This is a genomic window from Thalassotalea castellviae, assembly GCF_031846185.1.
GTDB lineage: Bacteria > Pseudomonadota > Gammaproteobacteria > Enterobacterales > Alteromonadaceae > Thalassotalea_H > Thalassotalea_H castellviae.
The window spans coordinates 639,712-666,303 of record NZ_JAVRIF010000001.1 but is presented as its reverse complement, the minus strand read 5'-3'; the positions used below and the strand labels follow the sequence as shown (position 1 = coordinate 666,303).

24 protein-coding genes are annotated in these 26,592 nt (G+C 36.6%); 14 read left to right on the top strand and 10 right to left on the bottom strand.

Going from position 1 to position 26,592, the window contains the following annotated elements:
* Positions 1–115 precede the first annotated feature (115 nt).
* From RM573_RS02905 to RM573_RS02895, 3 genes are all read left to right on the top strand, one after another.
* Entirely contained in the window at positions 116–262 is a 147-nt protein-coding gene (locus RM573_RS02905; protein ID WP_311577445.1) for an AlpA family phage regulatory protein, read from the top strand.
* A 177-nt stretch (positions 263–439) separates the two neighbouring features.
* Positions 440–832, top strand: coding sequence for a hypothetical protein (locus tag RM573_RS02900; RefSeq protein ID WP_311576949.1), 393 nt, complete (start codon positions 440–442; stop codon positions 830–832).
* Positions 829–2,091, top strand: a complete 1,263-nt coding sequence (locus RM573_RS02895; protein ID WP_311576946.1) for a DUF6575 domain-containing protein — start codon at positions 829–831, stop codon at positions 2,089–2,091. Before RM573_RS02900 ends, RM573_RS02895 begins: the two co-directional genes overlap by 4 nt.
* Here the strand turns inward: RM573_RS02895 and RM573_RS02890 are convergent.
* Entirely contained in the window at positions 2,075–2,794 is a 720-nt protein-coding gene (locus RM573_RS02890) for a DNA-methyltransferase (protein ID WP_432280197.1), read from the bottom strand. The genes RM573_RS02895 and RM573_RS02890 overlap by 17 nt on opposite strands.
* Before the next feature lie 671 nt (positions 2,795–3,465).
* On the opposite strand from RM573_RS02890, the gene RM573_RS02885 reads away from it, so the two are divergent.
* Positions 3,466–3,639 (top strand): hypothetical protein, encoded by a 174-nt coding sequence (locus RM573_RS02885; protein WP_311576943.1) that lies wholly within the window; start codon positions 3,466–3,468, stop codon positions 3,637–3,639.
* Positions 3,640–3,714: 75 nt separating this feature from the next.
* On the top strand, positions 3,715–4,614 hold the full coding sequence (locus RM573_RS02880) for an IS3 family transposase (protein ID WP_311577437.1): 900 nt from the start codon (positions 3,715–3,717) through the stop codon (positions 4,612–4,614).
* Between the two features lie 230 nt (positions 4,615–4,844).
* On the opposite strand, the gene RM573_RS02875 is transcribed toward RM573_RS02880, so the two are convergent.
* Both RM573_RS02875 and RM573_RS02870 read right to left on the bottom strand, forming a co-directional pair.
* Complete coding sequence (locus tag RM573_RS02875) at positions 4,845–5,801, bottom strand: carbohydrate kinase family protein (protein WP_311576940.1); 957 nt, start codon at positions 5,799–5,801, stop codon at positions 4,845–4,847.
* Positions 5,802–5,884: 83 nt separating this feature from the next.
* Entirely contained in the window at positions 5,885–8,308 is a 2,424-nt protein-coding gene (locus tag RM573_RS02870) for a TonB-dependent receptor domain-containing protein (RefSeq protein ID WP_311576937.1), read from the bottom strand.
* Positions 8,309–8,583: 275 nt separating this feature from the next.
* Between RM573_RS02870 and RM573_RS02865 the strand changes: the two genes are divergently transcribed.
* Positions 8,584–8,709, top strand: a complete 126-nt coding sequence (locus RM573_RS02865; RefSeq protein WP_311576934.1) for a hypothetical protein — start codon at positions 8,584–8,586, stop codon at positions 8,707–8,709.
* A gap of 29 nt (positions 8,710–8,738) precedes the next feature.
* Here RM573_RS02865 and RM573_RS02860 read toward each other — a convergent pair whose 3' ends face one another.
* Positions 8,739–10,112, bottom strand: coding sequence for an MFS transporter (locus RM573_RS02860; protein WP_311576930.1), 1,374 nt, complete (start codon positions 10,110–10,112; stop codon positions 8,739–8,741).
* A gap of 266 nt (positions 10,113–10,378) precedes the next feature.
* Between RM573_RS02860 and gtfA the strand changes: the two genes are divergently transcribed.
* The gene (gtfA, locus tag RM573_RS02855) at positions 10,379–11,848 is read left to right on the top strand and encodes a sucrose phosphorylase (RefSeq protein ID WP_311576926.1); all 1,470 of its coding nucleotides are present in this window, start codon (positions 10,379–10,381) and stop codon (positions 11,846–11,848) included.
* Positions 11,849–11,923: 75 nt separating this feature from the next.
* Positions 11,924–12,955, top strand: a complete 1,032-nt coding sequence (locus RM573_RS02850; protein WP_311576923.1) for a LacI family DNA-binding transcriptional regulator — start codon at positions 11,924–11,926, stop codon at positions 12,953–12,955.
* 189 nt (positions 12,956–13,144) lie between these two features.
* On the opposite strand, the gene RM573_RS02845 is transcribed toward RM573_RS02850, so the two are convergent.
* The 6 genes from RM573_RS02845 to RM573_RS02820 form a co-directional block, all read right to left on the bottom strand.
* Positions 13,145–14,026, bottom strand: coding sequence for a hypothetical protein (locus tag RM573_RS02845; RefSeq protein ID WP_311576920.1), 882 nt, complete (start codon positions 14,024–14,026; stop codon positions 13,145–13,147).
* A 132-nt stretch (positions 14,027–14,158) separates the two neighbouring features.
* The gene (locus tag RM573_RS02840; protein ID WP_311576917.1) at positions 14,159–15,556 is read right to left on the bottom strand and encodes a pectate lyase family protein; all 1,398 of its coding nucleotides are present in this window, start codon (positions 15,554–15,556) and stop codon (positions 14,159–14,161) included.
* Positions 15,557–15,592: 36 nt separating this feature from the next.
* On the bottom strand, positions 15,593–16,633 hold the full coding sequence (locus RM573_RS02835) for a pectinesterase family protein (protein ID WP_311576914.1): 1,041 nt from the start codon (positions 16,631–16,633) through the stop codon (positions 15,593–15,595).
* Between the two features lie 113 nt (positions 16,634–16,746).
* Positions 16,747–17,703, bottom strand: coding sequence for a sugar kinase (locus tag RM573_RS02830; protein WP_311576911.1), 957 nt, complete (start codon positions 17,701–17,703; stop codon positions 16,747–16,749).
* Positions 17,703–19,190: a UxaA family hydrolase gene (locus tag RM573_RS02825; RefSeq protein WP_311576908.1), complete on the bottom strand. Its 1,488-nt coding sequence runs from the start codon at positions 19,188–19,190 to the stop codon at positions 17,703–17,705. Before RM573_RS02825 ends, RM573_RS02830 begins: the two co-directional genes overlap by 1 nt.
* 9 nt (positions 19,191–19,199) lie before the next feature.
* The gene (locus RM573_RS02820) at positions 19,200–20,651 is read right to left on the bottom strand and encodes a tagaturonate reductase (protein WP_311576905.1); all 1,452 of its coding nucleotides are present in this window, start codon (positions 20,649–20,651) and stop codon (positions 19,200–19,202) included.
* A gap of 161 nt (positions 20,652–20,812) precedes the next feature.
* Here RM573_RS02820 and kduD point away from each other — a divergent pair, with 161 nt between their 5' ends.
* The 6 genes from kduD (at position 20,813) to RM573_RS02790 (ending at position 26,567) form a co-directional block, all read left to right on the top strand.
* Positions 20,813–21,577 (top strand): 2-dehydro-3-deoxy-D-gluconate 5-dehydrogenase KduD, encoded by a 765-nt coding sequence (kduD, locus tag RM573_RS02815; RefSeq protein WP_311576902.1) that lies wholly within the window; start codon positions 20,813–20,815, stop codon positions 21,575–21,577.
* A 65-nt stretch (positions 21,578–21,642) separates the two neighbouring features.
* On the top strand, positions 21,643–22,485 hold the full coding sequence (gene kduI / locus RM573_RS02810; RefSeq protein ID WP_311576899.1) for a 5-dehydro-4-deoxy-D-glucuronate isomerase: 843 nt from the start codon (positions 21,643–21,645) through the stop codon (positions 22,483–22,485).
* A 116-nt stretch (positions 22,486–22,601) separates the two neighbouring features.
* Positions 22,602–23,561, top strand: a complete 960-nt coding sequence (locus RM573_RS02805; RefSeq protein ID WP_311577434.1) for a TRAP transporter substrate-binding protein — start codon at positions 22,602–22,604, stop codon at positions 23,559–23,561.
* A 12-nt stretch (positions 23,562–23,573) separates the two neighbouring features.
* A complete protein-coding gene (locus RM573_RS02800) occupies positions 23,574–24,110 on the top strand; it encodes a TRAP transporter small permease (RefSeq protein WP_311576895.1) in 537 nt (178 codons plus the stop codon).
* Positions 24,110–25,411, top strand: a complete 1,302-nt coding sequence (locus RM573_RS02795; protein WP_311576892.1) for a TRAP transporter large permease — start codon at positions 24,110–24,112, stop codon at positions 25,409–25,411. The genes RM573_RS02800 and RM573_RS02795 overlap by 1 nt, the downstream gene beginning before the upstream one ends.
* Positions 25,412–25,529: 118 nt before the next feature.
* Positions 25,530–26,567, top strand: coding sequence for a LacI family DNA-binding transcriptional regulator (locus RM573_RS02790; RefSeq protein WP_311576890.1), 1,038 nt, complete (start codon positions 25,530–25,532; stop codon positions 26,565–26,567).
* Positions 26,568–26,592: the final 25 nt, after the last annotated feature.

Below are 26,592 nucleotides of genomic sequence, written 5' to 3'. Positions count from 1 at the left end.
TTATGACCTTATCTATGAATTAGTCCGGTAAAATTAAAACAAGAGAAGGTTATGTAAGATAAGGTTGATTAGGTTGAATGAGGCGATGCGAATAACAGGGTTGAGTCGTAGTTGAATCTGCCAGTGCATATCTGAAAATAAACTTTCTGACAATGTATCCCTTGGTGGTAGGTCTGTTGCTTGGGTGGAAAGCGAGGTTGCGCAATGGGTCGAAAATGTAATAGGGCGGCGAAATAAAGAAAGGCGGATGTGGTGGCTGTGAGGTTGATTAGGTGTGGTTTTGGTTACTAGAGCCAGCGGTCAATGTTTTTTTTATGTTTCTCAGGTGTGCGAAAATGTTCGCTCCATCGAGAATGCGTTGATTTTTTTGTGCTTTTTAACTAAGATTGGCGCGTGATTATAAAAATAAAGTTAAGTTGTATTACATGGAGGTTTAGGGATGACGGATAAGAAGTGGCCTGAGGATTATCCTGTACATATTGAAATTCCACCTAAAAACGCAAAAGAAATAAATGAAAAGCTCTATAGATTAGTGGAGAATGACGTCCCTGAAATGTCAGATTTCCTTGCTAGTTATAAAGACCCTTTGCAGAAGCACCTAGTTAGGTTCGAAAAATTCAAAAATAATCCTCACTTTTATGGGGCGTCATTTTTCAAAACAAGTGAGCCTGCTCAGCATTTAATTGATGGTAGTCCAGAGAAATTTCATTCTAAAAAAGTGGCTGTTGGTCCTGTTGAGCAGAAGCACGGAGTTGCAAGTTCTGGTCGGGGAGAGCATGTATCAGTTTGGTTTTGTGTTGATGAATATCCTAAAGAGTTTGTATTGGTATGAGTAAAAAATCAGAGTTGCTTTTTATCAAGAGTAAGGTTTTTGGGCCTTTGTACTACCATAATGTTTATAGCTTTTATGATGAACCACTTATTTTTAATGCCTTGAACGAGTTTGGACAGCTATTTTTTTGTTATGCTCTGGGGTGTGATGAGAAAGATGATAGGTGGATAGTGGTGCCTATATCTGAGCAAAATGCTAATAAATTAGAGCAGAAGGACATGCCAATTCTATCTGCAATAAAACAATCTGCGAATTCTAGTGTGCTTGTTATTAAGACTTCGTTAGAATCTGGAAAGCAGGATGAAGAGTATGTGGCTGCTAAAAAGCTTCCTTATCGCTTACCAACTGACAAGGTGTTCATCAGGGAAAATGTAAATTATGATGGGAAGAGAGCGCATACACACAGAATTAGAATTGCAAAGAATAATAATGCACAGATAGTTTCAGGGATATTAAATAAAGCTTCAGAGGCTTTTGGTGAGTTTTGTCAAGGTTATTTGAAAAAGTTTGATTTATCTACGAAGTTTTTTCCTCAGGATGCTATTACAGGTTCATTCGTCTATAGAGTTAAAGCTGATAACGCTAAACAGCTGAAATTGGAAGGCTATGAAATTTTATCAAAAATATCTGTAAAAGATGACTTCTTGGCGGCTCTTGATGAGAGGGAAGTTGACTTAAGGACTGTGAGAAAATTGTTTGATTTATTGCTATCAAATGATTTAAAAATTCAGTTGATAGATGAAGAGTCCACAGAAACAATAATTGAACTCAGTGCAGAGTATGTAGAAGATTTGATTAAGGAAGTTGATGAAAGGCTGGGTTCCTATTTGGATAGCTCGATGGTTCCTCAGGCTGATAATTTAGATACTTTAAGAAGATATCTTATGCTTATAGAAAAGTATGGATACGTGACTGCAACAGCCTTAAAGGTAGTTGATAGACAGGTTAGTTATTATAGGGATGCTTGTCGCTCATTATCTTTAACGCATAATTACTCTAAATTAACCCCTGTAGGAACTGCAGCATTAACCTCTGAGACTGACGCTGAATTTGTAAAAATAATTCAACGACAATTTGAGGAGACTGAATGTGGTCATATCTGGATGATAAACCAAGGAGTTGATTCAATTATTAAAATTGATGAAAACTCAGCAGCTGAATTTTTAATTGAAAACTGTAACGGCCTGAGCGACAACACTAGTAGGCGAAGAGCTCAAACGTTGAAGTCATGGGTAAAGAAATTTAAGCTTCATTCATAATTTTTTGAATTCTATCTTTAGTGATATCAACCGCTTCTGAACACAGGTCGTTACCAATAAAATTCCTGTTTAAATGAGCAGAAGCGCACCCCACGAAACCTGCACCACAAAACGGGTCTGCGATTACATCTCCCTCACTTGAACTTTGGATTATTAATGTTTTCGCTAAATTCACAGGCTTCTCAGTAGGGTAGCCCCTCCATATTCTTTTTTCAGCTAGAACGTCCGGAATAGATAAGTCACTTAGCTTTCTCTTACCCTTTTCAAAGAACAATATAAATTCATATCTAGCTCGGTAATGATATCCCATGCCGATAGCCATTTTATCCCAAATAAGTGGCTTCCAAAACTTAAACCCAGCTTGCTCACCAATCGGCTTTGCAACAAAGGCAGTCTCTTGGTCACAAAATAAATAGAAATGACTATTTTTACTTAGGACTCTATAGACCTCTTTGAACAACTCTTCAAACCTTGAATTAGGAAATATCTCGAACCATTGGTTACTGGATGCTTTGCTGTTCTTGAGTCTTGTAGTTGTTCCGATTTTTCTATGTTTCTCTAGGGACTCATATGGAGGGTCAGTGATTAATAAGTCAATAGAAGAATCTTTTTGTTTTTTTAGCCATTGAATTGCATCTTCATTGCCAATCTTGAAGCTTGACTTTTTCTCCATTTTCTCGGTATTAACTTCCTTGGATGCCATTATATTCTCAATATTAAGTTGCGTGTATATTTATACAGTTGATTATGACATGAGTTTATTAAAATCTCACTCATTTTAAGTAGTATTATTTTGAGGTAACAATTAGGGTTATTCTTAAATAACAATGAGTGAGAAAGTAACCAAATGCCGTTACTTTTGAGCTCACTTATTAGTTCATGTTAATGGCATAAAGGTAACATAGGTTTAGATGTTTTTTTAGTAGTACTACAAGTTTTATTTGTTAATTGATGAGTTATTATTTAACAGATTATTATACTGTTTTTTCGAATATCTCCATCTGATTTTTTATTAATGTACCATTGATGGTACTACTTCGGGGGGTGATGTTTATATGTTTGCTTTTATATCAATTCTTTAGTTTTCTTTTTCGACTTCCTCCGTCACCGCCATTCTTTTTCTTTATTTTTCAATGTTTTATCGTCACTCTATTCTTTTTTGGATCGTTATTGGAGCATTTTCAATGAAACCTAATTTTTCTGAAACTTGCTGAGCCATATCTGAACGTTCCATATTCATCCACTTACCATAGTGCTTTTCGATCATTTTTATCGATGTATGTCCTAATTGCTTTGCAATCCAATAAATTGTAACGGTACAATTTAACTAGAGACTTCGTTAGAGGTATTATTACTTTAAATAACGAGGTCAAAATGCCAAAGAAAATATTATCAACCGAATTTAAACATGAATGCGCAGAATTAGTTATTGTCCACGGTTACAAGCATAAAGATGCAGCTGCTGCGATGGATGTTGGATTATCATCAATTCAACGTTGGGTAACTCAGTACAGAAAAATAACAACGTGGTATTACCCCCAAACCTAGTGCTTTAACGCCAGAGCAAATACGTATTCAAGAACTAGAAAAACAAGTGAAACAGTTAAAAAGTGACAATCAGCTATTAAAAAAAGCATCGGCCTTTTTCGCAATGGAAATGAGCAACGGCAACAAATAGCTGTAAAACTGAAAAAGGCTGGGAGTAATGTTCAACAAATTTGTCGATGTTTATCCATCGGACCTAGTACGTTTTACTACCGTACTAAACTTAGCGTCATTAATGCTGAAAAAATAAAGCTTGAGGCGGCTATGAAGCAAGTTCACGTTGATATGGATGCCACCTATGGCAAACGTAGAATGCTAACAGAGCTACAAGCTATGGGGTTCAACTTAGGTATTCATAAAGTAAGAACATCGATGAAACGCTTAAAACTTGTGGCTAAACGACCGAAACAAAATCGTTACCCATCAGGTGGAAAAGCATCAGTCATTGCGCCGAATTATTTAAATCGACAATTTAACCCGGAGCAATTAAATACCTTATGGTCAGGTAATATAACCTACATTCTAACACAACAAGGTTGGTTATATTTAGCAGTCATCATGGACTTATGCTCACGCAAAGTGATCAGTTGGGCGTTCTCTGACAAACCAAATAGCGAACTTACTACGAGAGCGTTGCGATTAGCAGTAAACAAACGACAGCCTAATAATGATGTTATCTTCCATAGCGATCAAGGTGTTCAATATACATGTGAAGCATTTCAATGTTCACTTAAAGAACATGGATTAATTTCTAGTATGAGTCGCCGTGGTAATTGTTTAGATAATGCCGTTACTGAACGATTTTTCCGTAGCTTAAAATCAGAGCGAGTAAATTATCGTCGTTATCAAACAAGACGAGAAGCAATGGCGGATATTATTGATTACATTGAACCGTTTTATAATCAGAAAAGACGACACTATAAGCTTGGAAGTATTTCACCAGCAGAATATGAAATGAAAATACTAAAAAGTGCCTAAACAAGTCTCTAAAATAAGTTGACCGTTACATTTTTAGAATAATCTAAGAGTATAGAGGGCAGTTTGATTGAAAATTTACTAAATCGCTCGCTATCTTTAGCGAATAAGTCCTTGATATGTTGGTTTTTCATTAGTTGTGCATGTTTTGTTAATTGCTGCCAGCTATTAAGCTTTTCTCTAGATTGCATGTCGATCCTAGGTATATAAATATGAGTAAGTTATATCGAGTATTAGATATCAGTTAGGTGTGGTAATGCTGTGAAGGCGCCTTTTTTCTGACAGGTAAATGCACCACATTTCGAGCCAAATAACACAGCGGCAGTAACATGCTCAAGTTGCTCAATAGCTTCATGTACTGTTTTTATGTCTTCATTACTTTTAACTGATTGAGCGAGTGAAAATAGAAACCCTGAAATAAAGCTATCACCTGCGCCAGTGGTATCTATCGGAGATACTTTAGGCACATCAATAGTTACCGAAAAATGAGTGCAAGTTACTTGTACAGCATTTTCCCCATCAGTAATAACGACTAGTTGAGCGCTTAGTGACAATAAATAGCCTATATAACTTTCGATAGTTACTTGTCTAATTTTAGCTAGATATTCAGCTTCATCTCTACTTAATTTTATGATGTCGCTTTTCTTAATACATGCTTCAACTCGTTCAGGTAATAACGTTAATTCATGCCAAAGTTGCTGGCGAAGGTTAACATCAAAACTGATTACTATATTGTTGGCTTTCGCATGTTCTATTGCGTAAAGCGTGTTGTTGTACATTGATTCGTTAGTTAATGTGTTTGAACAATAGTGAAAAATGCCTAAGTTTTGCCACTTTATATGATTAATGTGTGCTTTTTTATATTTCATGTCAGCAGTATTATGGCGATAGAAATTAAAGGTTCTTTCACCTGAATTGTCTAAACTGACGAGTACTAATGCTGTATTTGCATTTGGTATTCTTTTTACGAAAGCAGTATTAACACCTTCATGTTCTAGTTGTTGCACTAGCATATTGCCAAAATTATCTTCGCTAATGCCGCCTGCAAAGTAACTTGTACCACCAAGCTTTGCAAAGGCTACAGCGACATTTGCTGGTGCGCCGCCAGCTAATGGCATGTAACATGGGTTATCGAATGAAGAGGGTAGAAAATCTACCAATACTTCGCCATAACTGAGTAGAGAAAGCATAATTTCACCTTATAAAAAAGCCCATAAAATATGGGCTTGATGTTACTTTTAGTATTATTTTTTAAACCAAAACACTCAACGAATTAAAATTCGTATTTAAGCGAAAGAGTAGTTGAACGACCTTGGATTGATCTTCCTCGTATAATAGACTTAGCTGATGTAGCGAAAGCTTCTTCAGCTTCTGTAATACCAACAGTGTCAAATAAATTATTAATGTTCAAAGAAACACTAAATGATTCTGAAAGAAGGTATTGAGCAAAAGCATTAACTTGTACATAACCATCTAATTTAAGTGCATCTGGAGCATTTTGGTCGATGCCATCTTGAGCATAAGAATCAGTTGTTCCAATAATGTTAGCTCCAACTGAACCTTCATCTAAGTTATAACGACCAGTGATAGAGTAAACAAGATCTGCTTGTCGTCTAGGCGTATTACCAACAACGGTTGGGTTAATGGCATCTTTAACTATTTCAGAATCAGTCCACGTTAAGTTAGCACGTACATCAAAGTCACCAATGTAGTATGTAGATTCAACTTCAATACCTTTTGACTCATATTCACGGTCAAAGAATTTCTGGCTCGTTGCTTCAAAGTTCTGCTCTTGTGTTTCTGCAAAGAACGCAGTAGCAAATATTGATAATTCATCTTGACGGAATTTAACACCAAGCTCTAACTGATCAACTTCATCATAGATGTCTTCATCTTTTGCAACACCTGCGGAATCAATTTTACCAAATGCTAAGCGATCTGCATTAGCTGTAGCACCGTGGCTTAAACGAGCAAATGTTGCCAAATCGTCATTAATTTGAAGGTTAGCGCCTAAAGAATATGATATGTAGCCCCAATCGTAATTAACATTGTTTGCAGCTGCGTTGTTTACATTTGAAACACTTTGTTCTATTTGATGAATTACACCGTCACCATTCATGTCAACTGTAGATTGAGCTGCACCTGCATAAGAACCTGTGGCAGTTCCACTGTCATAACGAACACTACCGTCGATATTTATGTTATCAAAACTTGTACTGAACGCTGCGTATGGGGCTTGAATTGTGTATGCTAAGTCGTAATTACGTGTACAACAGTTACCCCATGCAGGAACACCATATGCGATAACGCCATTGTCACTAAATGCAGTACCGTCAGCGGCAGTTACATCAACAAGTGCTGCATCGTTACCTTTTACTTCATATAAGTAAGAGTTCCACAACCAAGATTGTTGGATGTTTTGATGTGAGTTATATAAACCAAAGATAAAGCTAGTATCATTTATTGTTTTCGTTAGTTTGAAATCGTTAACCATAAAGTCTAAGTCAGTCATCTCAACGTCAAACGAATGAACGCGCATTAGGTTATCCGCAGTATAAGCATTACCTGCTTGAGGGCCATTTGCGTAAGTTAATGTTGCACCTGCACCAGCTAAACTATCAGCTAAAGTTTGACTTCCTTGAATACTCTCAGGGAATGGGCTTGTGAAGCTGCCTTCTGTGCGAGAAATTCTCATTCTGTTTTCAACAGACCAGTCATTGCCTAAATCAAATACTGCTTCAAAACCAAGCGCGTCAACTTTAGGACTCATGCCATTACGCATGTCAGAAAGACGTCCATTACCAGCACCATCAGTTGTAAGCATTGATGTGTGGTATGGAGTATGAGGAGTGCCAGCAGAAGCATCAAACCCTTTAACTGAAGAGCCATCAGCATGAATAGGCATAGGTAAATATGCTGTAGTGGTATCATCTAAATGTTTTAAATAAAGTCTAACGTAACCATCATCAAACTCTTTAGTGATGTTAGCTTTAATTTGACCACCTTTGTTACCTGTAAAACCAGTTTCTCGAACGCCTTCACCTTGTCGATAGAAACCACCAATATGGAAATAGGTAGAATCGTTAAGCTCGCCACCAAATTCAAAATCTGTACGGGTTGAATCGTAATCTAAACCAATTGTAGTAGCTACGCTACCAGATTCACTTTCGCCTGTTTTACTAACGATGTTGATTATGCCGCCTGGAGCGTTTGTAGCAAGCGTTGATGCAGAGCCACCACGAATAGCATCAATAGAAGCCATTGTAGAATCTATACGTAAGAAAATATCAGTGTTACCAAAAGCGATATCACCAAATTGTAAAATTGGTAACCCATCTTCTTGGATTTGCATGAATTTAGCACCACCAGCAGCTACTGGAAGACCACGTACAGCAAGGTTAGCGTTACCGTCACCGCCTGATGCTTCAGCACGAACACCAGGAATATTTCTAAATGCTTCAGCACTGCTTCGAGGAGTCGCAATTTCAATTTGGTCTTCAGACATGCTACTGACAGAAACACTTGAAGCCATAACCGTTTTGCCTTTACCAACTGAACCGGTTACAACGATTGTTTCAAAGTCAATCCCTTTAGTTACAACTTCTTCTGCGTTATTTTTTTCTGCTGCGTTCAAGCTAGAGCATATAGCCATAGCTAACGTACTTAGTATTAATTTTTTGTATGTAGCTTTTTTCATGTTCTCACCCCGTTCTTTGTAAAGTATATTTGATATGCTTCAAATTTATTCAGTTATATTGCCGATAAGTTTCTTTTTAACTACGAACTTAATCGATTAAGTTTATGATAGACCCAATTCTGGTGGTTATGCAAGTTATTTTATAATAAGTTTCTGTTATTATTTTAAGGCCATGTTTAATAACATGTTTTATTGTATTTGTTTGTTTTATTTTGTTGCTGTTATATGTGATTTGCACTTAATCGATAATTTTTTTGTATCCAAGAAGTGATGGGATGAAATTGACTGTAATTAATCACTATCAATTTTTATCAACAGGAAATATTGAGGATGTAATAAAGAATAAAATCAATGAACAATTAGACGGCATGACTATCAATGAAGTCACGCCAGTATGCTAATTAAGATGTATGGTTTTTTACCACTTCAATTAAATGCGGCGTTGTGCTAAATCATTTTCGATTTGCGTTAATTGTGCGCGATCTATTTTATAGAAGCGTATTAATACTGCACCAATAAAAAAGAACATGGCTGGCAATATGTTAAACATATAGCGAATACCTTCAATTGACTCAGGTGTTTGATTTTCATTGGCAATAAAACCAAATGCAGCAAGAATAAAACCAGGTAACGCGCCCCCGACGGCAGAGCCAAACTTCAATGAAAACATAGAGGCTGATACCGTTAAACCTGCGCTATTATTCCCTGTTTTCCACTCTCCGTACTCCACACAATCTGTATACATGGTAAACAACAAGGTAATAGCAATACCAAATGTCATGATTCCTAACGTGTGAACAATAGTGGTAAGTGCAAGATTATCTGGAGATATAGTAAATCCGAAAAATAATAATAATGCATGTAATAAATTAGTGGCAAACATTAACTTATGTTTTTCAAAACGCGCTACCAACATTGGCGTAATAAGCGCACCAAATAACTGTCCCAACAACCCACATGATATTATAAGTGTTGTCTGATCCATCCATAAAAGAATATTTGCACCATCGTCACCCATATAGTATTTGGTGTAATAAGCTATTGAGGCAAAACGAGAAACCAAGCCAACAACCACAAAAACACCTGTGCATACCAGTATCAACCAAGACTTATTCTCTAACAAGCAAGACATGTCTTCTTTAATACTAGCCTCATGCTTCTTAGGCATGACTCTTTCTTTTGTTACGGCAAAGGTATACCAAAAAACAGCCACTGAAAGCACAGCAAATAAAATAATAGTTAGACGAAAACCAAGTAGTTCGTCACCACCACCTAAAAAATCAACTAAAGGTTTGGCTGAAGCTCCAACAACTAGCGAGCCGATTGAAGCAAAAATAAACCTGAATTGAGCCGTCTTAGTTCGCTCACCTGATTCAGGGTGAATAACCGCCATTAAACCTGAATAAGGAACATTAATCGCAGTATAAGCTAGCATTACCAAAGAATATGATACGTACGCAAAAATCAACTTACCTGTATCACCAAATTCAGGACCTAAGAATAAAAGATAACCGAGCAGCGCGTAGGGAATAGCCATCCAAAGTAAATAAGGGCGATATTTACCCCACTTAGTGGTTGTTCGGTCAGCAAGTAAGCCCATAGCTGGATCACTAATGGCATCAATGACCTTTGTCACTAACAGCATCGTTGCTGCTGCCGCAGCAGAAATACCGTATACATCGGTATAATAATAAAGAAGGAACAGAGCAAAGAATCCCATATAAAAGTTCGATGCCATATCTCCCATGCCATAACCCACCTTTTCTTTAAAAGATAATGGCGCTGTATTAGATGCTGTGCTCATTTATTTTATTCCTCTGACTATATTCTTAACAACTATATGAAACCAAAAGTAGTTACAAAGCAATTCAGAATTTGTCGTATTTATAGCGACTATTTTTAATACTATTTAATTATTTGGTCCGATTTTTTAATACCTTATTTAATTCGTATTCTCTTCTTACGTCTTAACAACTTAAAAAATAAAAATTAATCTTGATTAAAGTTACATTGTGTATAAAGATATATCTTAATCGATTAAGTATCAACATAAAATTTAATGGCAAACTTATGAAAAACAATGTTCAACTAATTACCTACATAGATAGGTTAACCGGATCAGACACTCAAACGTTAAATAATATTTTAAATGATCAACTTACAGATTTGTTTTCAGGTATTCATTTATTGCCATTTTATTACCCCATTGATGGCAGTGATGCAGGCTTCGATCCGATAGATCATACTCAAGTTGATAGTCGACTAGGAAATTGGAATGATATTAAAGCGCTAGGACAAGAGCACGAGTTAATGGCGGATCTTATCGTTAACCACATGTCAGCTAAGTCTAAAGAATTTAAAGATGTCTTAGCTAACGGTAACAACTCACCTTACTGGGATTTATTTTTAACTAAAGATAAAATTTTCCCTAATGGGTTAAGTGAACAGCAACGAAAGAAAATTTATCGCCCAAGACCAGGTAGCTGTTTCACTAATTTTGCATTACCTAATAATGAAAGTGAAGATTTTTGGACAACATTTACCGATAATCAAATAGATATAGACATAACATCAGAGATGGGTAAAGAGTATTTAACTCGTATTTTAAAAAAATTTTCTGAAAATAACATTAAGATGATCCGCTTAGATGCCGCAGGTTATGCATTTAAAAAAGCGGGAACAAGCTGTTTCATGCTTGATGAAACCTTTGAATTTATCGATGAGCTAAGCAAAGCCGCTAATGATCTAGGAATTGAAACCCTTGTAGAGATTCATTCTTATTTCCAAACTCAAATAGAAATAGCTAAGCGCGTTGATCGAGTTTATGACTTTGCTTTACCGCCTTTAGTATTGCATAGTATTTTTAGTAGAGATTTTACCGCACTAACTAGGTGGCTAAAAATTTCGCCAAAAAATTGTATTACCGTTTTAGATACACACGATGGTATTGGCATTATTGATGTAGGGCCAATGAATGGTAAGCCTGGATTACTAGATAATAGTGAAATTGATAATCTTGTTGAAAAAATCCATCTAAATAGCGCGGGTGAAAGCAAAAAAGCAACCGGTGCAGCTGCAAGTAATGTCGATTTATATCAGGTAAATTGTACTTACTATGATGCACTAGGGCAAAATGACTTTGATTATTTAGTTGCCCGAGCCATTCAGTTTTTCTCTCCTGGCACACCTCAGGTATATTATGCTGGCTTATTAGCTGAAAAAAATGCGATGGAGCTATTGTTAAAAACAAATGTTGGGCGGGACATTAATCGCCCATATCTAGATAGTACAATTATTGATAAAGCGCTAAATAAACCGTTTACTAAAGCAATGGTTAGCCTTATTCAATTACGTAATAACTGTGATGCTTTCAATGGTGAATTTACTGTTAACAGTGATTTTTCAGCTCTGGAAATGAAATGGGAAAAAGATGAACACAGTGCAACGTTAGTAGTCGATTTAGCTAACAGAAGCGCGAAAATACGAATCACAGAAAGTAATGACATGCGTATTGTTTGCTTAAATACACTGTTAAATTAATATTCTGTTATTCAAAGTGTAAAGTAGTGTTAAATTGATATCAGTTTATAGTTTAACTTTAGAAATAAGGTAAAAATGAAGAATAAGAAAGTGTGGACGCTTAAAAGTATTGCGAATGAGATTGGTGTATCTAATGCAACGGTTTCAAATGCTTTTAACCGACCTGATCAACTATCAAAGAAGCGTCGAGAAGAGATTCTAGCATCATGTCAAAAACTGGGTTATTCCGGCCCTAATAAAGCAGCGCAATCTTTAAGAAGTGGCAAGTTTAATATTGTTGCATTGGTATTGCCAGACAGCGTTGAATATATGATAACAGATCCCGTAGCCAGTGATTTTGTTAAGGGGGTTTCCTCCGTTCTCGAAAAAAATAAAGTGAGTTTATTATTGTTTTCGGGTATATCGGATAATATTAATTCTGTTGCTGATTTTGTTGATGGCTTTATTTGTTATGGTAGCCCACGAAATTCAGAACTTATTGAGCAATTACGCACCACAGCTAAAAAAGTTGTTACCGCTGATTTTGATATTGATCGCAAAGCCTCTGTTGGCATTGAAAATGAAAAAGCTGCATATGAAATAGCTAAACTAGGGATACACTCGAAAGGTGATGACATCGCTATTCTTGGTTTAAGGCTTCTTGATTCAAGTTTAACTTGTCGCGTATACGATTTACCAAATTCAGATTCTCAATCCTCAATCTCTCACCAACGTTTAAATGGTTATAACAAAGCAATAAAAGAATTAAATGTGAATTTAAGAGCAGATCGAGTGTGGAATATCCCAGAAAACAAGCATCACTTTGCATTAATAGCGGCGAGAGAAGCGCTAACTTCTATTCCTCGACCGAATGTTTTACTTTGTATGAGCGATCTTATTGCTTTAGCTGCAATAAAAGAAATTAATGCAATGGGCCTTCAAATACCAGAAGATATAAGAGTGGTTGGTTTTGATGGTATTGATGAGGCTTTGCGTTCTACTCCTTCTATAACAACGGTGCATCAAAATAATGTGAAGAAAGGGGTGAAAGCGGCAGAGCTTTTCATTGAAAGAGCAACAGACTCAGTAATGATACCCTACCACATAGAGCATGGTGGGAGCTGCTAAATTCATACAGTTTATTTTTAGTCAAAGTTGAATTATTCAACAACTACTTTGTTGCTTAAGTGATTTTTTGCTTCTATCTCACATGAGGAGGGACCGCCCTAGAGTATAAATTTAAAAATATTTTCTCTGGCGGTATGAGGCTCATACCGCCAGAGAAAATTTAGAATATGACTATTTAATGTATAAGTGTTAGCACTTGTTTTTTCGAATATTATCTGGCCAAGGATGAAGCCAATACTGTTTTTTTTCTATTGGCACCCATGTGGGTAATATAGGATTACAAATTTGAATTATTTGACGTTGTTCAAAATTAATGAATTCGAGAGCTTTTACAGAAGATGGATGAGAGTAGAAAAACTTGTCGAAACTTCCATCTTCAATTGCTTTTTTTAAACCAAACTCTAACCTTTCTGCTAAGTGTTTATTGCTTTTATGAACATATAATGCAGTCATACTAGGGTATGCTAATGCTAAAGTTGTTTCTAGTTGAACAGCTTTATCTTTATAATTATTTAGTTCCGCCATCATTTGTAGTGCACCTCTAGGGAAATAGTCAAAGCGATTGTATGCCAGCATATCTATGAGTGTTTTTACACTTCCTCCCGTTACTACAGGTAATTTATTATGCTCTAAGATCTCAACATCTGCCCAGCCAATTCCTTGCCCGGCAAGAAACGTACTTAAACCTGATAAATCACTAATATTTGCAAACTTTTCAGTGTCGCCTTTCCTTATCATAAACAGACGATACCCCATTAAACCTTTAGAAATAGGAATAGTGATAGGTAAAAATTTTTTGTCTCTTTGCTTGTTTACTGTAAGGGCTACAACATCAATTAAATGCTTGTTCTTTAGGTATTTCTCCATTCTTTTGAGCGGTAGCCTTTGATCGAGAAGTTGAACTTCACAGAGCCCGTATTTTGGTTTGGACTTCTTTAAGATAAGTTGTAATAACTGAAAAATATAATCATGTTTGGGAGATAGCGAATCGAATTTTGGGGGAAACATTAAAATGTATTTATTTTCAGCTTCTACTAAATTACAAGCTCGAGCATTAAAAGAAAATGCCATTAATACAAGAGTAATTATTGAATAGAGAATAAATCTAATTTTCAAACTTATCAAGATAATACAAACAACTTTAATTTTAGATAGTATTTTTAAATCATAGAATTAAAATTTAACTTTAACCAATTTCTTTAGCTAATGATTAATTTTGATAAGAGATGCAAGGTAATTATTAATATTACTTCTAATGTTAGGGTTATTATTTGCCCATACATCGCTAATCCCATCTTGGTTTTTATCAATAATTTCAGCAAAGTGAGTGAACTGTTTTTGATAATCATCCCAGCTTATAATCATTTCAAATTCATGATCAATAAGCTCTGCTTGCTTCACCTGCTTCTCATCGGATATTTGCTGAAGTATTAATTGATCGACATTATCAATGAATTCGCCATTTGCGTTTCTATTTGCGCCGACATCACGATTAACTATTAACGTTTCAAAAGCTTGTTTTGCACTTCTAAAATGGTGAATATAATTTGGTTCTTCCGCTGGAAATAATGCTTTTGAACTGAGTAAGGGACTACCTTTTGGAATATTTTGTTTATTAGATTTTTTCGCGGTTCGGTATTTTACACCCAATCGATTTTTCTCACTGAATGCTGAATTTCCCTGATAAAAATTTCCGTGGATAAAGGCTTGCTGGATAGTTAAATTAGGAGAAAACCAAATATCGATAAATTGTTCTGCTTTACTGTTTTTACCTGGTTTATAGTAATTATTAATTAAATTAAAGCGGCCATTTTCACTACCGTAAATATTGTTTGAACCCCAATTAAAGATAACGTTATTGGCAATTTCAACAAATTCAAATTCTTGAGGGTAGGGGGGCTTTAATCGATGTCCATTAATGCGAGGCGTTCTGCTGTTATGATTGGCGATAACATTATAGATAAAGCTTGCTTGATTACCCCCCCAAATACCACCGTAGCCATGTTTACCTTTTGGGTGAATAGAATCATTTAAACTGTAGGCAATAATGGAGTGTTGTAGGGTAAAGCGGGTATTATTATAAAAACTGGCTACTTCATCTACAGCCCAACTAAAAGAGCAGTGATCGACGATAATATCTGAACTGTTTCTTATTGATAAAGAATCTTCAGCAAGCTTAAAAGTTCCAAGTCTAAAACGCATATAACGAATAATGACATGTTCAGTATTTGATACTTTAATGGGAGCGCCAGCAATTGTGATTCCACCCGGAGAGCTCTGTCCAGCAATCGTTAAATAACCACTTTTGATAATGATAGGTGCTTTTAGGTGGATAACGCCAGATACCGAAAATACGATAGTTCTTGCATATTTTCTTTTGAGGGCATGCCGTAAACTCCCTTTTATCGGATTTTCAGGATTATCGGCTAAGGTATTTACAATATAAACACTACCAGCTTTCCCCCCCTGAGCATATTGACCAAAGCCTTGAGCGCTAGGGAATGCTAAATTTTTTTTAATAGGACTTTCAGCACAAACTAATGGAGAAACTAAAAAGTATAGTAAGGAGAATATCGATATTAACACCGTATGGTTTTTCATAAGAAAAGCACCTTGTTGAAGAGTATATTGATCATATCAATATGAAAAATGGTCAAATGTAAATGTGGTTTTAGCAACGATTCTTTCTATATTTTCTAAAGCCTGTTTCGGTGACCATTTATCATCAAATACCCATTGCTCAAATGACTTGTTTGCTAAATATTTTTCATCTGGCACAAAGTTATTATTTAGCCAAGAGTAGTTGTTTTCTGATTGGTTATTATAAAAAAAGTATCGATTGCCAAATTTATTTGCTCTATTTCTTGAAATGTCTTGATAGGTTTTTTTAAATATTGGTGTGTCTGCCATTGTATTAGAAAAGTGATTATCAATGAGATAAAACTGCGCATCATAATGATGTCTTGCCAATAAATAACCTTGCGTTCCTTTGAAGTGACTATTTCTTACTACTAACTTTTGATTCGGATCTAGCTCGCCATCATGCCATAGAGTAGCCGACTGCTTATGATTAATAAAAGTAGAATTTTCAATTAAAGCGCTACCGCGGGGACAAACCATGTCAGTATAACCTTCAAAAGTACAATATGAATGATAGTACATGCCCGTTTTTTTATTCCATAAGCTAACGGTATCTGCACCATCAGCAATAATATGGCATCGATGTAATGTGATTCGCGAAGCATTTTCAAAACCTCTGATAGCAAATTGGTGCTCTGAGGTATTATTTTTTCGGCCGTAATCATTAATAACCGTTAAATTAGCAATATTAATATCACTACCTGCAATATTAATAACTGCTGCTCCCCAATCATTCTGATGATTCTCTCGCCAGTTACTGCGTAGTTCGGCAAATGCTATGGTAGTGTTTTTTGCCGAGCTGCCTATCAAACTTAGGTTATTCCTGCTGATAAATAGCTTTTCATTATAATGACCTGGAGAGATAAGTATGATTACTGATTTATATTCATTGCTCTTATTAATAGCCGACTGTATGGTTTGAAACGCTTCGGTATTGTTTTTATCAACATACAATAATTTACTTGGTCCGTGACTTTTAGGCGACGTACTGGCGAGTGTGCTTGTTAAGGCAAAAAAAGGAATAAAAAAAACGCTCATGATTATCAGGCGATTTAAAAATGTTTTATTAACGTTAATCATGAGCGTGAAACCTGCTTAGTTAAAATAAATTTAATCAAAATGAAAAATTAAGTTAGAAAATTAAACTAACGTCATCCTTTCATAGATGACTCTATTAAAGCTTTATCAATTGGCACAATAGCGCCTTTTTGCTGGATCACCTGTCTAGCAAGAGCATTGCCACACTGAGCACTTTGTTCGATGGAGTTTCCTTGTAACCATTGTGATAAAAAACCAGCATTAAATGAATCTCCAGCCGCCGTAGTGTCTACTACCTTATCTGCCGCCACTGTTGAATATTTAAAAACAATTATCTCGTTATTGTGATTTAGCTCACTATATTGACAGCCATTTGCACCATCTTTTATCACTAACGTTGTTACGCCAAGTTTATGTAACCTATCTCGGCTTTCTTCAATGGATGAGTCTTGCCATAATAATGCTTCATCGTCGAAAGTGACTAAGGCTAAATCTGCTAAGTTATAAGCTTTATTGTTAACTGTTTCGCAATGCACTTTGCTTGTCCATAAACTCGGACGATAATTACTGTCATAAATAAATTTAACACCATTAGCTTTTAACTTTGCTAAATAACTCAGCAATAAATTACAATCTTCTTCAGACAAAATAGCCAGTGAAATACCCGATAAATATACCGCGTCGAATTGATTGAGAGATTTGAGTACACCAATAAACTTTTCATGTTTTATAAGATACTTAGCGGCGGAGTCATTACGCCAATATTGAAAAGTACGTTCACCATTAGCGTCATTTTGGATCATATACAAACCCGCTTGCTTATCAGCGTTGGCTAAAACAAAATCAGTATTTACGCCATGTGCTTGCCATTTGTTAATAATAGCTTCACTGAGTGGGTCTGTTCCCATACTTGTCACATAATGCGTATCAATCGTGTCATTACAAAGCATGCTTGTATATATGGCGGTATTGATGGTATCGCCGCCATAGTTTTGCATCATAGGGGAAAAAGGCTGACCCGATAATTCGATCATACATTCGCCGATAATCGCTAACTTCTTTTTAGCCATTAAAGCGTCACTCCCTTTTTCCAAATAGCCACTTCACGAATATCATTCACTTCATTCCATGCCTGCTTTCCATTTACAACATCAACAAGTAAATTAATGAAATCTCCGTGTACTTCTTCCATGGTTTTATTTTCCGCCAGTACACCAGCATTAAAATCTATCCATCTTTTCTTTTTATTAGCAAGTTCACTATTCGTCGCTATCTTGAGCGTCGGGACAAAACCGCCATAAGGTGTACCACGACCGGTCGTAAATAACACAATATGACAACCCGTTGATGCCAATGCGCTTGTAGCAATAGGATCATTGCCAGGGGCTTCAAGTAGGTTGAGCCCTGGGATAGAAAGTCGCTGACCATATTTTAAAACCGCTTGTACTTGGCTGCTGCCTGCTTTTTGAGTACAGCCGAGTGATTTGTCTTCTAACGTGGTAATGCCACCGTCTTTGTTACCGGGTGACGGATTTTCATAAATAGGTTGGTTATGATCAGTATAATAACGTTTAAAATTATTGACCATATCAACCAAGTCATAAAAGGTTGCTTTGTCTTTACATCGCGACATCAGGATGGTTTCTGCGCCAAACATTTCTGGTACTTCAGTGAGTACCGTTGTGCCACCTTGTGCAATTAAATAATCAGAAAAATAGCCTAAAAGTGGATTAGCCGTTATGCCTGAAAGCCCATCACTTCCTCCACATTCTAGGCCAAATTTAACTTCTGATAAGCTTCCTGATTCTCGTTTATCATTTTTAACTTCGCGGTAGATTTCTTCTAAAAGAGCAACACCGTCTTCTACTTCATCATCAGATTGCTGTGTTATTAAAAACTTCACCCGTTTGTCGTCGAAATCGCCTAAACTTTCTTTAAAAACCGAAAGCTGATTATTTTCGCAGCCTAGGCCAACAACTAATGCACCACCAGCGTTTGGGTGTAACACCATATTTTGTAATAGGATACGAGTGGTTTCTAAGTCGTCACCTAGTTGTGAGCAACCAAATTGATGAGGAAAAGTATGGATACCATCAATTTCTAAATTGGGATGCTGCGCCAAGAATTCTTTTTTCATTTGGTTGATCATTCCATTAACACAACCAACAGTAGGGATCAGCCAAATTTCATTTCGTATTGCAACTTCACCATTAGCACGGCGATAAATATTTACCGGCGGTGAATCAACAGCGGTAGTGGGTGGCAGAAAGTCAGGCTTATATTGATAGCTTAATTCATCATGCAAATTGGTTTTAATATTTTGTGTATGAACCCATGCCCCATGTGAAACATCAGATAAAGCATAACCAATGGGGGCGCCATATTTTATCACTTGATCATCTTTATTTAAATCTACAAGCGCAACTTTATGTCCCTTAGCTATATTTTCTTTTAGGGTTAAGCTGATTTCATCTACTTTAATAGTTTGACCGCTAGTCAAATCTTGTAATGCGATAGCAACAGTATCGCTATGATGTAATTTAATAAGTTCTTTCATTGTCATAACCTACAGGGTACTTGCTACAGTTTTTTCAACGCCATCGGCTAACATGGCGGTTAAATAATCACAAACAGCCTTCGTGAAGCCGCTAATTTGGTTAAGATCTGTTCCCCAGTGCCATTGTGCAGATAACACTTCATTTACTAAGGTGTGTAAATTGATGGCACCAGTGTCGTACTTACTCCAAAGCTGGTTAAAAATATCAAGCCATTGTTGACTGTCAGACAAGTCAATAAATTCACCATTTCGATTGCCACGATAAAATAAAATTTGACCAGCAAAGGCTAGTGTAAATTGTGTAGGAATAGCGTGTTTAATTTCAACAAATTTTAATAATTGAGGTAATAAACGTGTTTTAAACTTCGTCATGCTGTTTAAAGATATAGACATTAATAAATGACAGATATAAGGGTTTCTAAAGCGATTTAGTACATCGCTGGCAAATGACTCCAATTCATCTTTAGGTAAATCTAAAGTTGGAATAATTTCATTAAAAATAAGGGCTTTTAAATAACGTTCAAATAACGGCGAATTTAACGCATCGCCTACAGTATTAATATTTGCCATATAAGCAAGTGGTACAAGTGCTGTATGGGCGCCATTTAGAATAGCGACTTTGCGTTGCTTAAAGGGCGAAATGTCATCGACTATTTTAATGTTGAGATCTGAATTTTTTAAGCACAATAAATCAGCTAAAAAATCGGGCCCTTGAATAACAAATAAATGGAAATATTCAGCTGTTACCATAAATTTATCTAGGTAACCAAACTCTTCTTGAAGCTGAGCATGTTCATCGCGTGGAAAGCCGGTAACAATTCTGTCGACTAAGCTTGAGCAAAAATGATTACTTTTTTCTAACCATTCGATAAATTCGCTTTCTAGTTGCCAAAGGTGACAGTATTGAAAAACAATTTCCTTTAATTTTTCACCATTATAGTCAATTAATTCACACGGAATAATAACCACACCAGCGTCACTTGTACCTTTAAAAGTGTTATAACGATGATGTAGCCATTGCGTTAATTTTGCAGGAAATGATTGAGCAGGGGCATCTGTTAATTTATCGGTATCAATATATTCAATACCCGCTTCAGTGGTATTAGAAAAAATAATTTTTAAGTCTGGGTTTTCGGCTAATGCTAAAAATTCACCAAATTCTTTATAAACCGGGATTTCTTTATTTACCGAGCTAATAATACGTTGCTCTGCTACAGCATCTCCGGATTCATTAATACCGCGTATAACTGTGGTATATAAACCATCTTGTTCATTTAATAAAGGCAGAGCATCGTAATCAATCGGTCTGATAATTGCGATGCCTGCATTTAAGTCACTTGTTTCATTTAACTTGTCTATTTGCCAATCAACAAAAGCCCGTAAAAAATTTCCTTCGCCAAATTGCATAATTTTGGTTGGGTAACTGTTTTTATTAAAATTTTTTCTATTTAGCGTCTGCATGATTAAACCTATATTGCCTTTGCGATTTGTATATCCTACTTAAATTTGCCACCGGTGGCAAATAGTATTTGACAAATTGCCACCGGTAGCGAAAAATAGACTTCATTAACAAGATCGTGGCAATCTACGATTCTAAAGAAATTATCTAAGTGAGAAAAGAAATGTCAATACAGCTCTTCGATTTAAAGGGTAAAAAAGCGTTAGTTACCGGAGCAAGCAGAGGGTTAGGTCAACAAATAGCTATTGGTTTATCTAACGCAGGGGCTGAAGTTATTTGTAGCAGCAGTAAAGATAGTGGTTGTGCTGAAACAATTAGTATGATCAATGCAAATGGTGGAATTGCCTCAGAAAGTACTGTGGACTTAAGTGATATAGCTAATGTAAAAAAGATGGCGCAGGCATTACTTACCGAGCATACCGTTATCGATATTTTAGTGAATGTAGGGGGCACTATTTTTAGAAGCCCCGCCATTGAATATTCATATCAAGAGTGGCAGCGCGTAATGACGGTAAATTTAGATGCGAGTTTTGTTTTAGCACAAACGTTAGCGCCAGCGATGATCGCCAAAGGCCGTGGAAAAATTATTAATATCGCTTCAATGCTGTCATACAGTGGTGGCATGACAGTACCCGCATACACGGCAAGTAAACATGCAATTGCTGGTGTTACGAAAGCCTTAGCTAATGAGTGGGCATGTCATAATATTCAAATTAATGCCATAGCGCCTGGTTATTTTAAAACCGATAACACGCAAGCTATTCAAGACGACCCTGACAGAAATGCTGAGATAGAAAAGCGTATCCCCGCTGGCCGTTGGGGTGAGCCAGAAGATTTAGCAGGCGCAGCAATATTTTTATCTTCATCAGCAAGTGATTATGTCAATGGCCATGTACTTGCCGTTGATGGTGGCTGGTTAGCACGATAGTTTATATCGTTAATAGATTATAAATTGATAAGTAAAAAATTAATTAAATAGGTAAAGGATAAATTATGTCCACAGAAATTGAAGTTAGATATGCATTAGGTCCAAACGAAGTTAAAGGGTTTGATACAACGCAGCTAAGGAATGAATTTTTAGTTGAAAAATTGATGCAAAAAGACACGGTTTATTGGGTTTATTCTCATTATGAGCGCTTTATGGTCGGTAGCGCTGTACCAACATCATCGCCACTGAAATTAGAAACATTAGATGCGTTAAAAGCAAAAACTTTTCTACATGGTCGAGAGTTAGGCATTATTAACGTTGGCGCTTCAGGTTCAGTTACCGCTGATGGTGAGGTGTATAAATTAGGTTATAAAGATGCATTGTATCTAGGTAAAGATACACAAGAGGTAGTGTTTAGCAGCGATGACGCAAATAAGCCGGCTAAGTTTTATTTAAATTCAGCGCCTGCGCATCATAAATATCCGAATAAATTAGTGACAACCGCAGACGCTAATGTACTTCATCTGGGGAGTTTAGCAACATCAAACGAACGAGACATTAATCAAATGTTGATCAATACCGTCGTAGAAACTTGCCAACTACAAATGGGCTTAACCAGTTTAAATCCTGGCAGTGTATGGAATACGATGCCAGCACATCAGCATGACAGACGAAATGAAGTGTACTTTTATTTTGAGGTAGAAGAAGAACAGGCTGTTTGCCATTTTATGGGCGAACCTCAAGAAACTCGCCATATATGGGTACACAATGAGCAGGCGGTTATCTCACCACCTTGGTCAATTCACTCGGGCTCAGGCACACAAAACTATAGTTTTATTTGGGGCATGGCAGGTGAAAACCTAGATTATGATGATATGGATAAATATCAACCTAACCAATTGCGATAGTCGTAAGTTACTTTATTCAAATGTTGAGAAGTAAAATAATGAAAACTAATGCATTGAATACCAAAGTGTTAAATAGCAATAGACTGAAAAAGAATGTGCTTAATAAACTAAGTTTTATGAAAGTGGGTACTCTTTTAATTAGTTTATCTTTGCTGAGTTGTAATATAAAAAACGAAAAAACGACATTAACCTTGGGTCATACTCATGATACTCGTCACGTTGTTCATGTTGCTATGGAATATATGGCTGACCGAATTGAACATTATTCGGAAGGTAGAATGGAAATGGTGATATATCCAGGTGCACAACTTGGTACCGAACGAGAAATGATCGAATTGCTACAAATTGGTAGTTTATCTATGACCAAGGTTTCGGCGAGCCCATTAGAGGGATTTGTGCCAGAAATGCAAGTGTTTGGTATTCCATATTTGATGCGTGATCGAAATCATTTTTGGCGAGTTCTCAACAGTGACATTGGTCAAGATCTTCTTAAAAAAGTTGAAAAGGTACGATTGAAAGGCATGGGTTACTTTGATGCGGGTAGCCGTAGCTTTTATACCACAGAAGGCCCAATTAATACGCCTGACGATTTAATTGGTAAAAAGATCAGAGTATTAAATAGCCCAACAGCTGTTGCTGCTGTTAAGGCTTTAGGGGGCGCAGCTACACCAATTGCATGGGGGGAGCTTTATGCAGCATTACAGCAAGGAGTTGTTGATGGCGCAGAAAACAACCCGCCGAGTTACTTTATCTCTCGTCATTACGAAATTGCTAAATTTTATAGCTTAGATGAGCATACCTTTGTTCCTGACGTAATTCTTGCAAGTTTACCTGTATGGCAAGCCCTATCGAGTGAACAGCAAGGTTGGTTAACTGCTGCAATGAGCGATGCCGTTGAGCATCAAAAACTGTTATGGCAAAAGGCCTCTGATGAAGCAATGCTCGCGGTAGAAAAGGCAGGCACTACGATAGTTTATCCCGATAAAGCTGCATTTCAAGCCAAAATGGTTGACTTCCATGCTTCCTTTGCTGAGAGCCCTGTCGCTGAGCAAATCATTCAAATTAAAAAAATGTAAGGGCTTAAAATCATGCAAATGCTTTTGTCATTTATAAATAAATTACTCGAAAAAATATTGATGTTAGCGATGGCGGCAATTGTAGTAACCGTAACCTGGCAAGTATTTTCTCGTTTTATTATTCAATCACCCAGTTCATTTACTGAAGAATTAGCACGTTTTTTACTTATTTGGATTGGTATTTTAGGCTCTGCTTACGCCTATCAATCTAAAGCGCATTTAGGTTTAGACCTTTTTGTAGATAAACTTGCGCCGGTAAAGCAAAAGCCGATACGTATATTAATTGAATTATTGGTTTTAGTATTTGCATGCGGTGTCATGATGTACGGCGGAGCGTTGCTTGTTTTAATGAATATAGAATTAAAGCAAACTTCTGCGGCTTTAGGGCTCAATATGGGGTTAATATATTCCGCTATCCCTATCTCTGGCACGTTAATCATGATGTTTTGTCTTGATAATATTTTTCAACTTATTAAATCAACGCCAAATTCTTCAACACCAATTGCTTCCAAATCACAAACAATAGACATCGTAAAAGGAGAGAGCTAATGGATATTACCGCAATTGTTTTACTTGTCAGTTTTTTCATTTTATTGTTTTTAAATGTGCCTATTTCAATTTGTATTGGTTTGGCAACCTTAATTTCATTAATTATGCATATCGACTTTACACCAGCCGTTATGACTATTGCTCAGCAAATGGCAGGAGGTATAGATAGTTTTGCGTTATTGGCAATACCATTCTTTATATTATCTGGCTTAATTATGGGACAGGGCGGTATCGCTAAACGATTAATTGAATGCGCTATGGCGCTAATTGGTTCTTTACCAGGCGGTTTAGCACTAGTAAATGTAATGTCTTGTATGTTATTTGGTGCTATTTCTGGCTCTGCTGTTGCGGCAACGTCTGCTATAGGTAGCTTTATGATCCCAGAAATGAAAAAGCATGGTTATAGTGCGGAGTTTGGCGCGGCAGTCACCGCGTCTGCAGCTACTACGGGAATGTTGATACCACCGAGTAATATTTTAATTATTTATGCTATTGCAAGTGGTGGCGTTTCTATCGCGGCATTATTTGTCGCAGGTTATTTACCTGGAATTTTAGTTGGATTAGCATTAATGTTGGTTTGTTCTTTATACGCTATTCGTCACAAATATCCGGTTACAGCGCGTTTACCTTTAAAGGTTGCTCTTGAAAAAATAGTGGCTGCTTTACCAAGTTTATTTTTAGTGTTTATTGTGATTGGCGGTATTATCGGTGGAATTTTCACGGCCACAGAAGCAGGCGCTATAGCGGTACTTTATGCACTGGTGCTTTCTGTTGGTGTCTATAAAGAAATTAATACCCAAGAATTACCCGCTTTATTATTAAAAGCATGTGAAACTACTGCGATTGTTATGCTGATCATTGGTGCATCGTCAGCAATGTCTTGGTTGTTGTCTTACACACATATTCCACAAACCATTAGTGAATTTTTCTTAACATTAAGTGAAAATCCTTTAATCGTTTTATTATTAATTAACTTAATTTTAATCGTAGTGGGCGCTTTTATCGATATGACACCAGCAGTATTGATTTTCACACCGATATTTTTACCTGTGGCGATGGAATTTGGCATGTCACCGATTCAATTTGGTATTATGGTCGTACTTAATTTATCGATAGGGCTTGTATCACCACCAGTGGGTAGTGTGCTATTCGTAAGTTGTGCGGTCGCGAAAACGTCACTACATAAAATTATTAAGCCTATGATACCCCTTTATTTAGTGATGTTTGCTGTTTTAATGTTAGTCACTTACGTACCTGCAATTAGTGAAACGTTGCCGCGATTTTTCGGGCTAATAAATTAATCAGTTTAGTTAATAGGGTAAGGTACTTTTTATCAAAATAAACATAGATCTAGGTTAGATCTTTTAAGGAACAGAGGTTGGTGATAAACTTGCCGCCTCAATATAGGCAGGAATATTTATGTCGGTAACCATAAATGATGTAGCAAGGCTTTCAGGGGTTTCTAAGCGGACTGTTTCTCGTGTCATTAATCGCTCGCCTGCTGTAGGTGAAGCTACTAGAGAAAAAGTACTTAAAATCATTGCAGAAGTTAATTTTTCGCCTGACAAACAAGCGAGAGGGCTCGCGTCAAGTCGATCATATTTATTGGGTTTAATCTACGATAACCCTGATGCTTTATATATTGATGAAGTACAACGTGGTGCGCTTAGTGTATGTTCAGCATTAGGTTATGAGCTGGTTGTACATCCTTGCCATTCTAAAAGCCCTGACTTTATTGATGATTGTTTATCCTTTATTGCTCGTTCAAAATTAGATGGCGTTATTATTTTACCACCAGTTTCTGAAAATAAAGCACTCGCGGCGGCAATTAGAGCAGCGAATTGTGCTTATGTGCGCTTAGCCTCAGTTGATTTAGATGATCATGATAATATTGTAGTGTCAGACGAGCGTGAGGCCATGAAAGAGATGGCGGATCATCTTGTTGAATTGGGTCATACCGATATTGGATTTATTTCTGGTCCTCGAAGATATCGCTCATCAATGGAACGTATGGAAGGTTTTTTAGCTGAACTAGAATTATGTAAAGTGACTTTACCGCCAGAGCGTATTATAGAAGGTAAAAACAGTTATGAAAGCGGTATAGAATGCGCTCATCAGTTGCTTGGCTCAGTTGATTCCGCCAATTCGTCAATGAAAAAAAGGCCAACGGCTATCGTAGCAAACAATGATGAAATGGCGGCAGGAGTGCTTCGTGTAGCCAGTGATTTAGCCATTAAAGTACCTGAAGAGCTCTCTGTTGCAGGTTTTGATGACAATATTTTAGCTTCAAGAATTATTCCTTCGTTAACGACCATAAAACGTCCAGTAAGCAATATGGCTCGTTTGGCTGTACAAAAACTCATTAATAAAAGCCAATCAGCTGAAAGTGAAAAAATTACCTTAGAAGAGCTCATTAAACCTCATTTAGTTAAACGAGAGTCTACCGATAAAAAATAACCGTGAGCTGATTAATTAACATTGC

Excerpts from the sequence above, each read along its gene's own strand:
- RM573_RS02900 (WP_311576949.1), top strand. The coding sequence starts at position 440 with ATGACGGATAAGAAGTGGCCTGAGGATTATCCTGTACATATTGAAATT.
- RM573_RS02895 (WP_311576946.1), top strand. The coding sequence starts at position 829 with ATGAGTAAAAAATCAGAGTTGCTTTTTATCAAGAGTAAGGTTTTTGGG.
- RM573_RS02890 (WP_432280197.1), bottom strand. The coding sequence starts at position 2,794 with ATGGCATCCAAGGAAGTTAATACCGAGAAAATGGAGAAAAAGTCAAGC.
- RM573_RS02885 (WP_311576943.1), top strand. The coding sequence starts at position 3,466 with ATGCCAAAGAAAATATTATCAACCGAATTTAAACATGAATGCGCAGAA.
- RM573_RS02875 (WP_311576940.1), bottom strand. The coding sequence starts at position 5,801 with ATGCTTTCTCTACTCAGTTATGGCGAAGTATTGGTAGATTTTCTACCC.
- RM573_RS02870 (WP_311576937.1), bottom strand. The coding sequence starts at position 8,308 with ATGAAAAAAGCTACATACAAAAAATTAATACTAAGTACGTTAGCTATG.
- RM573_RS02865 (WP_311576934.1), top strand. The coding sequence starts at position 8,584 with ATGAAATTGACTGTAATTAATCACTATCAATTTTTATCAACAGGAAAT.
- RM573_RS02860 (WP_311576930.1), bottom strand. The coding sequence starts at position 10,112 with ATGAGCACAGCATCTAATACAGCGCCATTATCTTTTAAAGAAAAGGTG.
- gtfA (WP_311576926.1), top strand. The coding sequence starts at position 10,379 with ATGAAAAACAATGTTCAACTAATTACCTACATAGATAGGTTAACCGGA.
- RM573_RS02850 (WP_311576923.1), top strand. The coding sequence starts at position 11,924 with ATGAAGAATAAGAAAGTGTGGACGCTTAAAAGTATTGCGAATGAGATT.
- RM573_RS02845 (WP_311576920.1), bottom strand. The coding sequence starts at position 14,026 with ATGGCATTTTCTTTTAATGCTCGAGCTTGTAATTTAGTAGAAGCTGAA.
- RM573_RS02840 (WP_311576917.1), bottom strand. The coding sequence starts at position 15,556 with ATGAAAAACCATACGGTGTTAATATCGATATTCTCCTTACTATACTTT.
- RM573_RS02835 (WP_311576914.1), bottom strand. The coding sequence starts at position 16,633 with ATGAGCGTTTTTTTTATTCCTTTTTTTGCCTTAACAAGCACACTCGCC.
- RM573_RS02830 (WP_311576911.1), bottom strand. The coding sequence starts at position 17,703 with ATGGCTAAAAAGAAGTTAGCGATTATCGGCGAATGTATGATCGAATTA.
- RM573_RS02825 (WP_311576908.1), bottom strand. The coding sequence starts at position 19,190 with ATGAAAGAACTTATTAAATTACATCATAGCGATACTGTTGCTATCGCA.
- RM573_RS02820 (WP_311576905.1), bottom strand. The coding sequence starts at position 20,651 with ATGCAGACGCTAAATAGAAAAAATTTTAATAAAAACAGTTACCCAACC.
- kduD (WP_311576902.1), top strand. The coding sequence starts at position 20,813 with ATGTCAATACAGCTCTTCGATTTAAAGGGTAAAAAAGCGTTAGTTACC.
- kduI (WP_311576899.1), top strand. The coding sequence starts at position 21,643 with ATGTCCACAGAAATTGAAGTTAGATATGCATTAGGTCCAAACGAAGTT.
- RM573_RS02805 (WP_311577434.1), top strand. The coding sequence starts at position 22,602 with ATGAAAGTGGGTACTCTTTTAATTAGTTTATCTTTGCTGAGTTGTAAT.
- RM573_RS02800 (WP_311576895.1), top strand. The coding sequence starts at position 23,574 with ATGCAAATGCTTTTGTCATTTATAAATAAATTACTCGAAAAAATATTG.
- RM573_RS02795 (WP_311576892.1), top strand. The coding sequence starts at position 24,110 with ATGGATATTACCGCAATTGTTTTACTTGTCAGTTTTTTCATTTTATTG.
- RM573_RS02790 (WP_311576890.1), top strand. The coding sequence starts at position 25,530 with ATGTCGGTAACCATAAATGATGTAGCAAGGCTTTCAGGGGTTTCTAAG.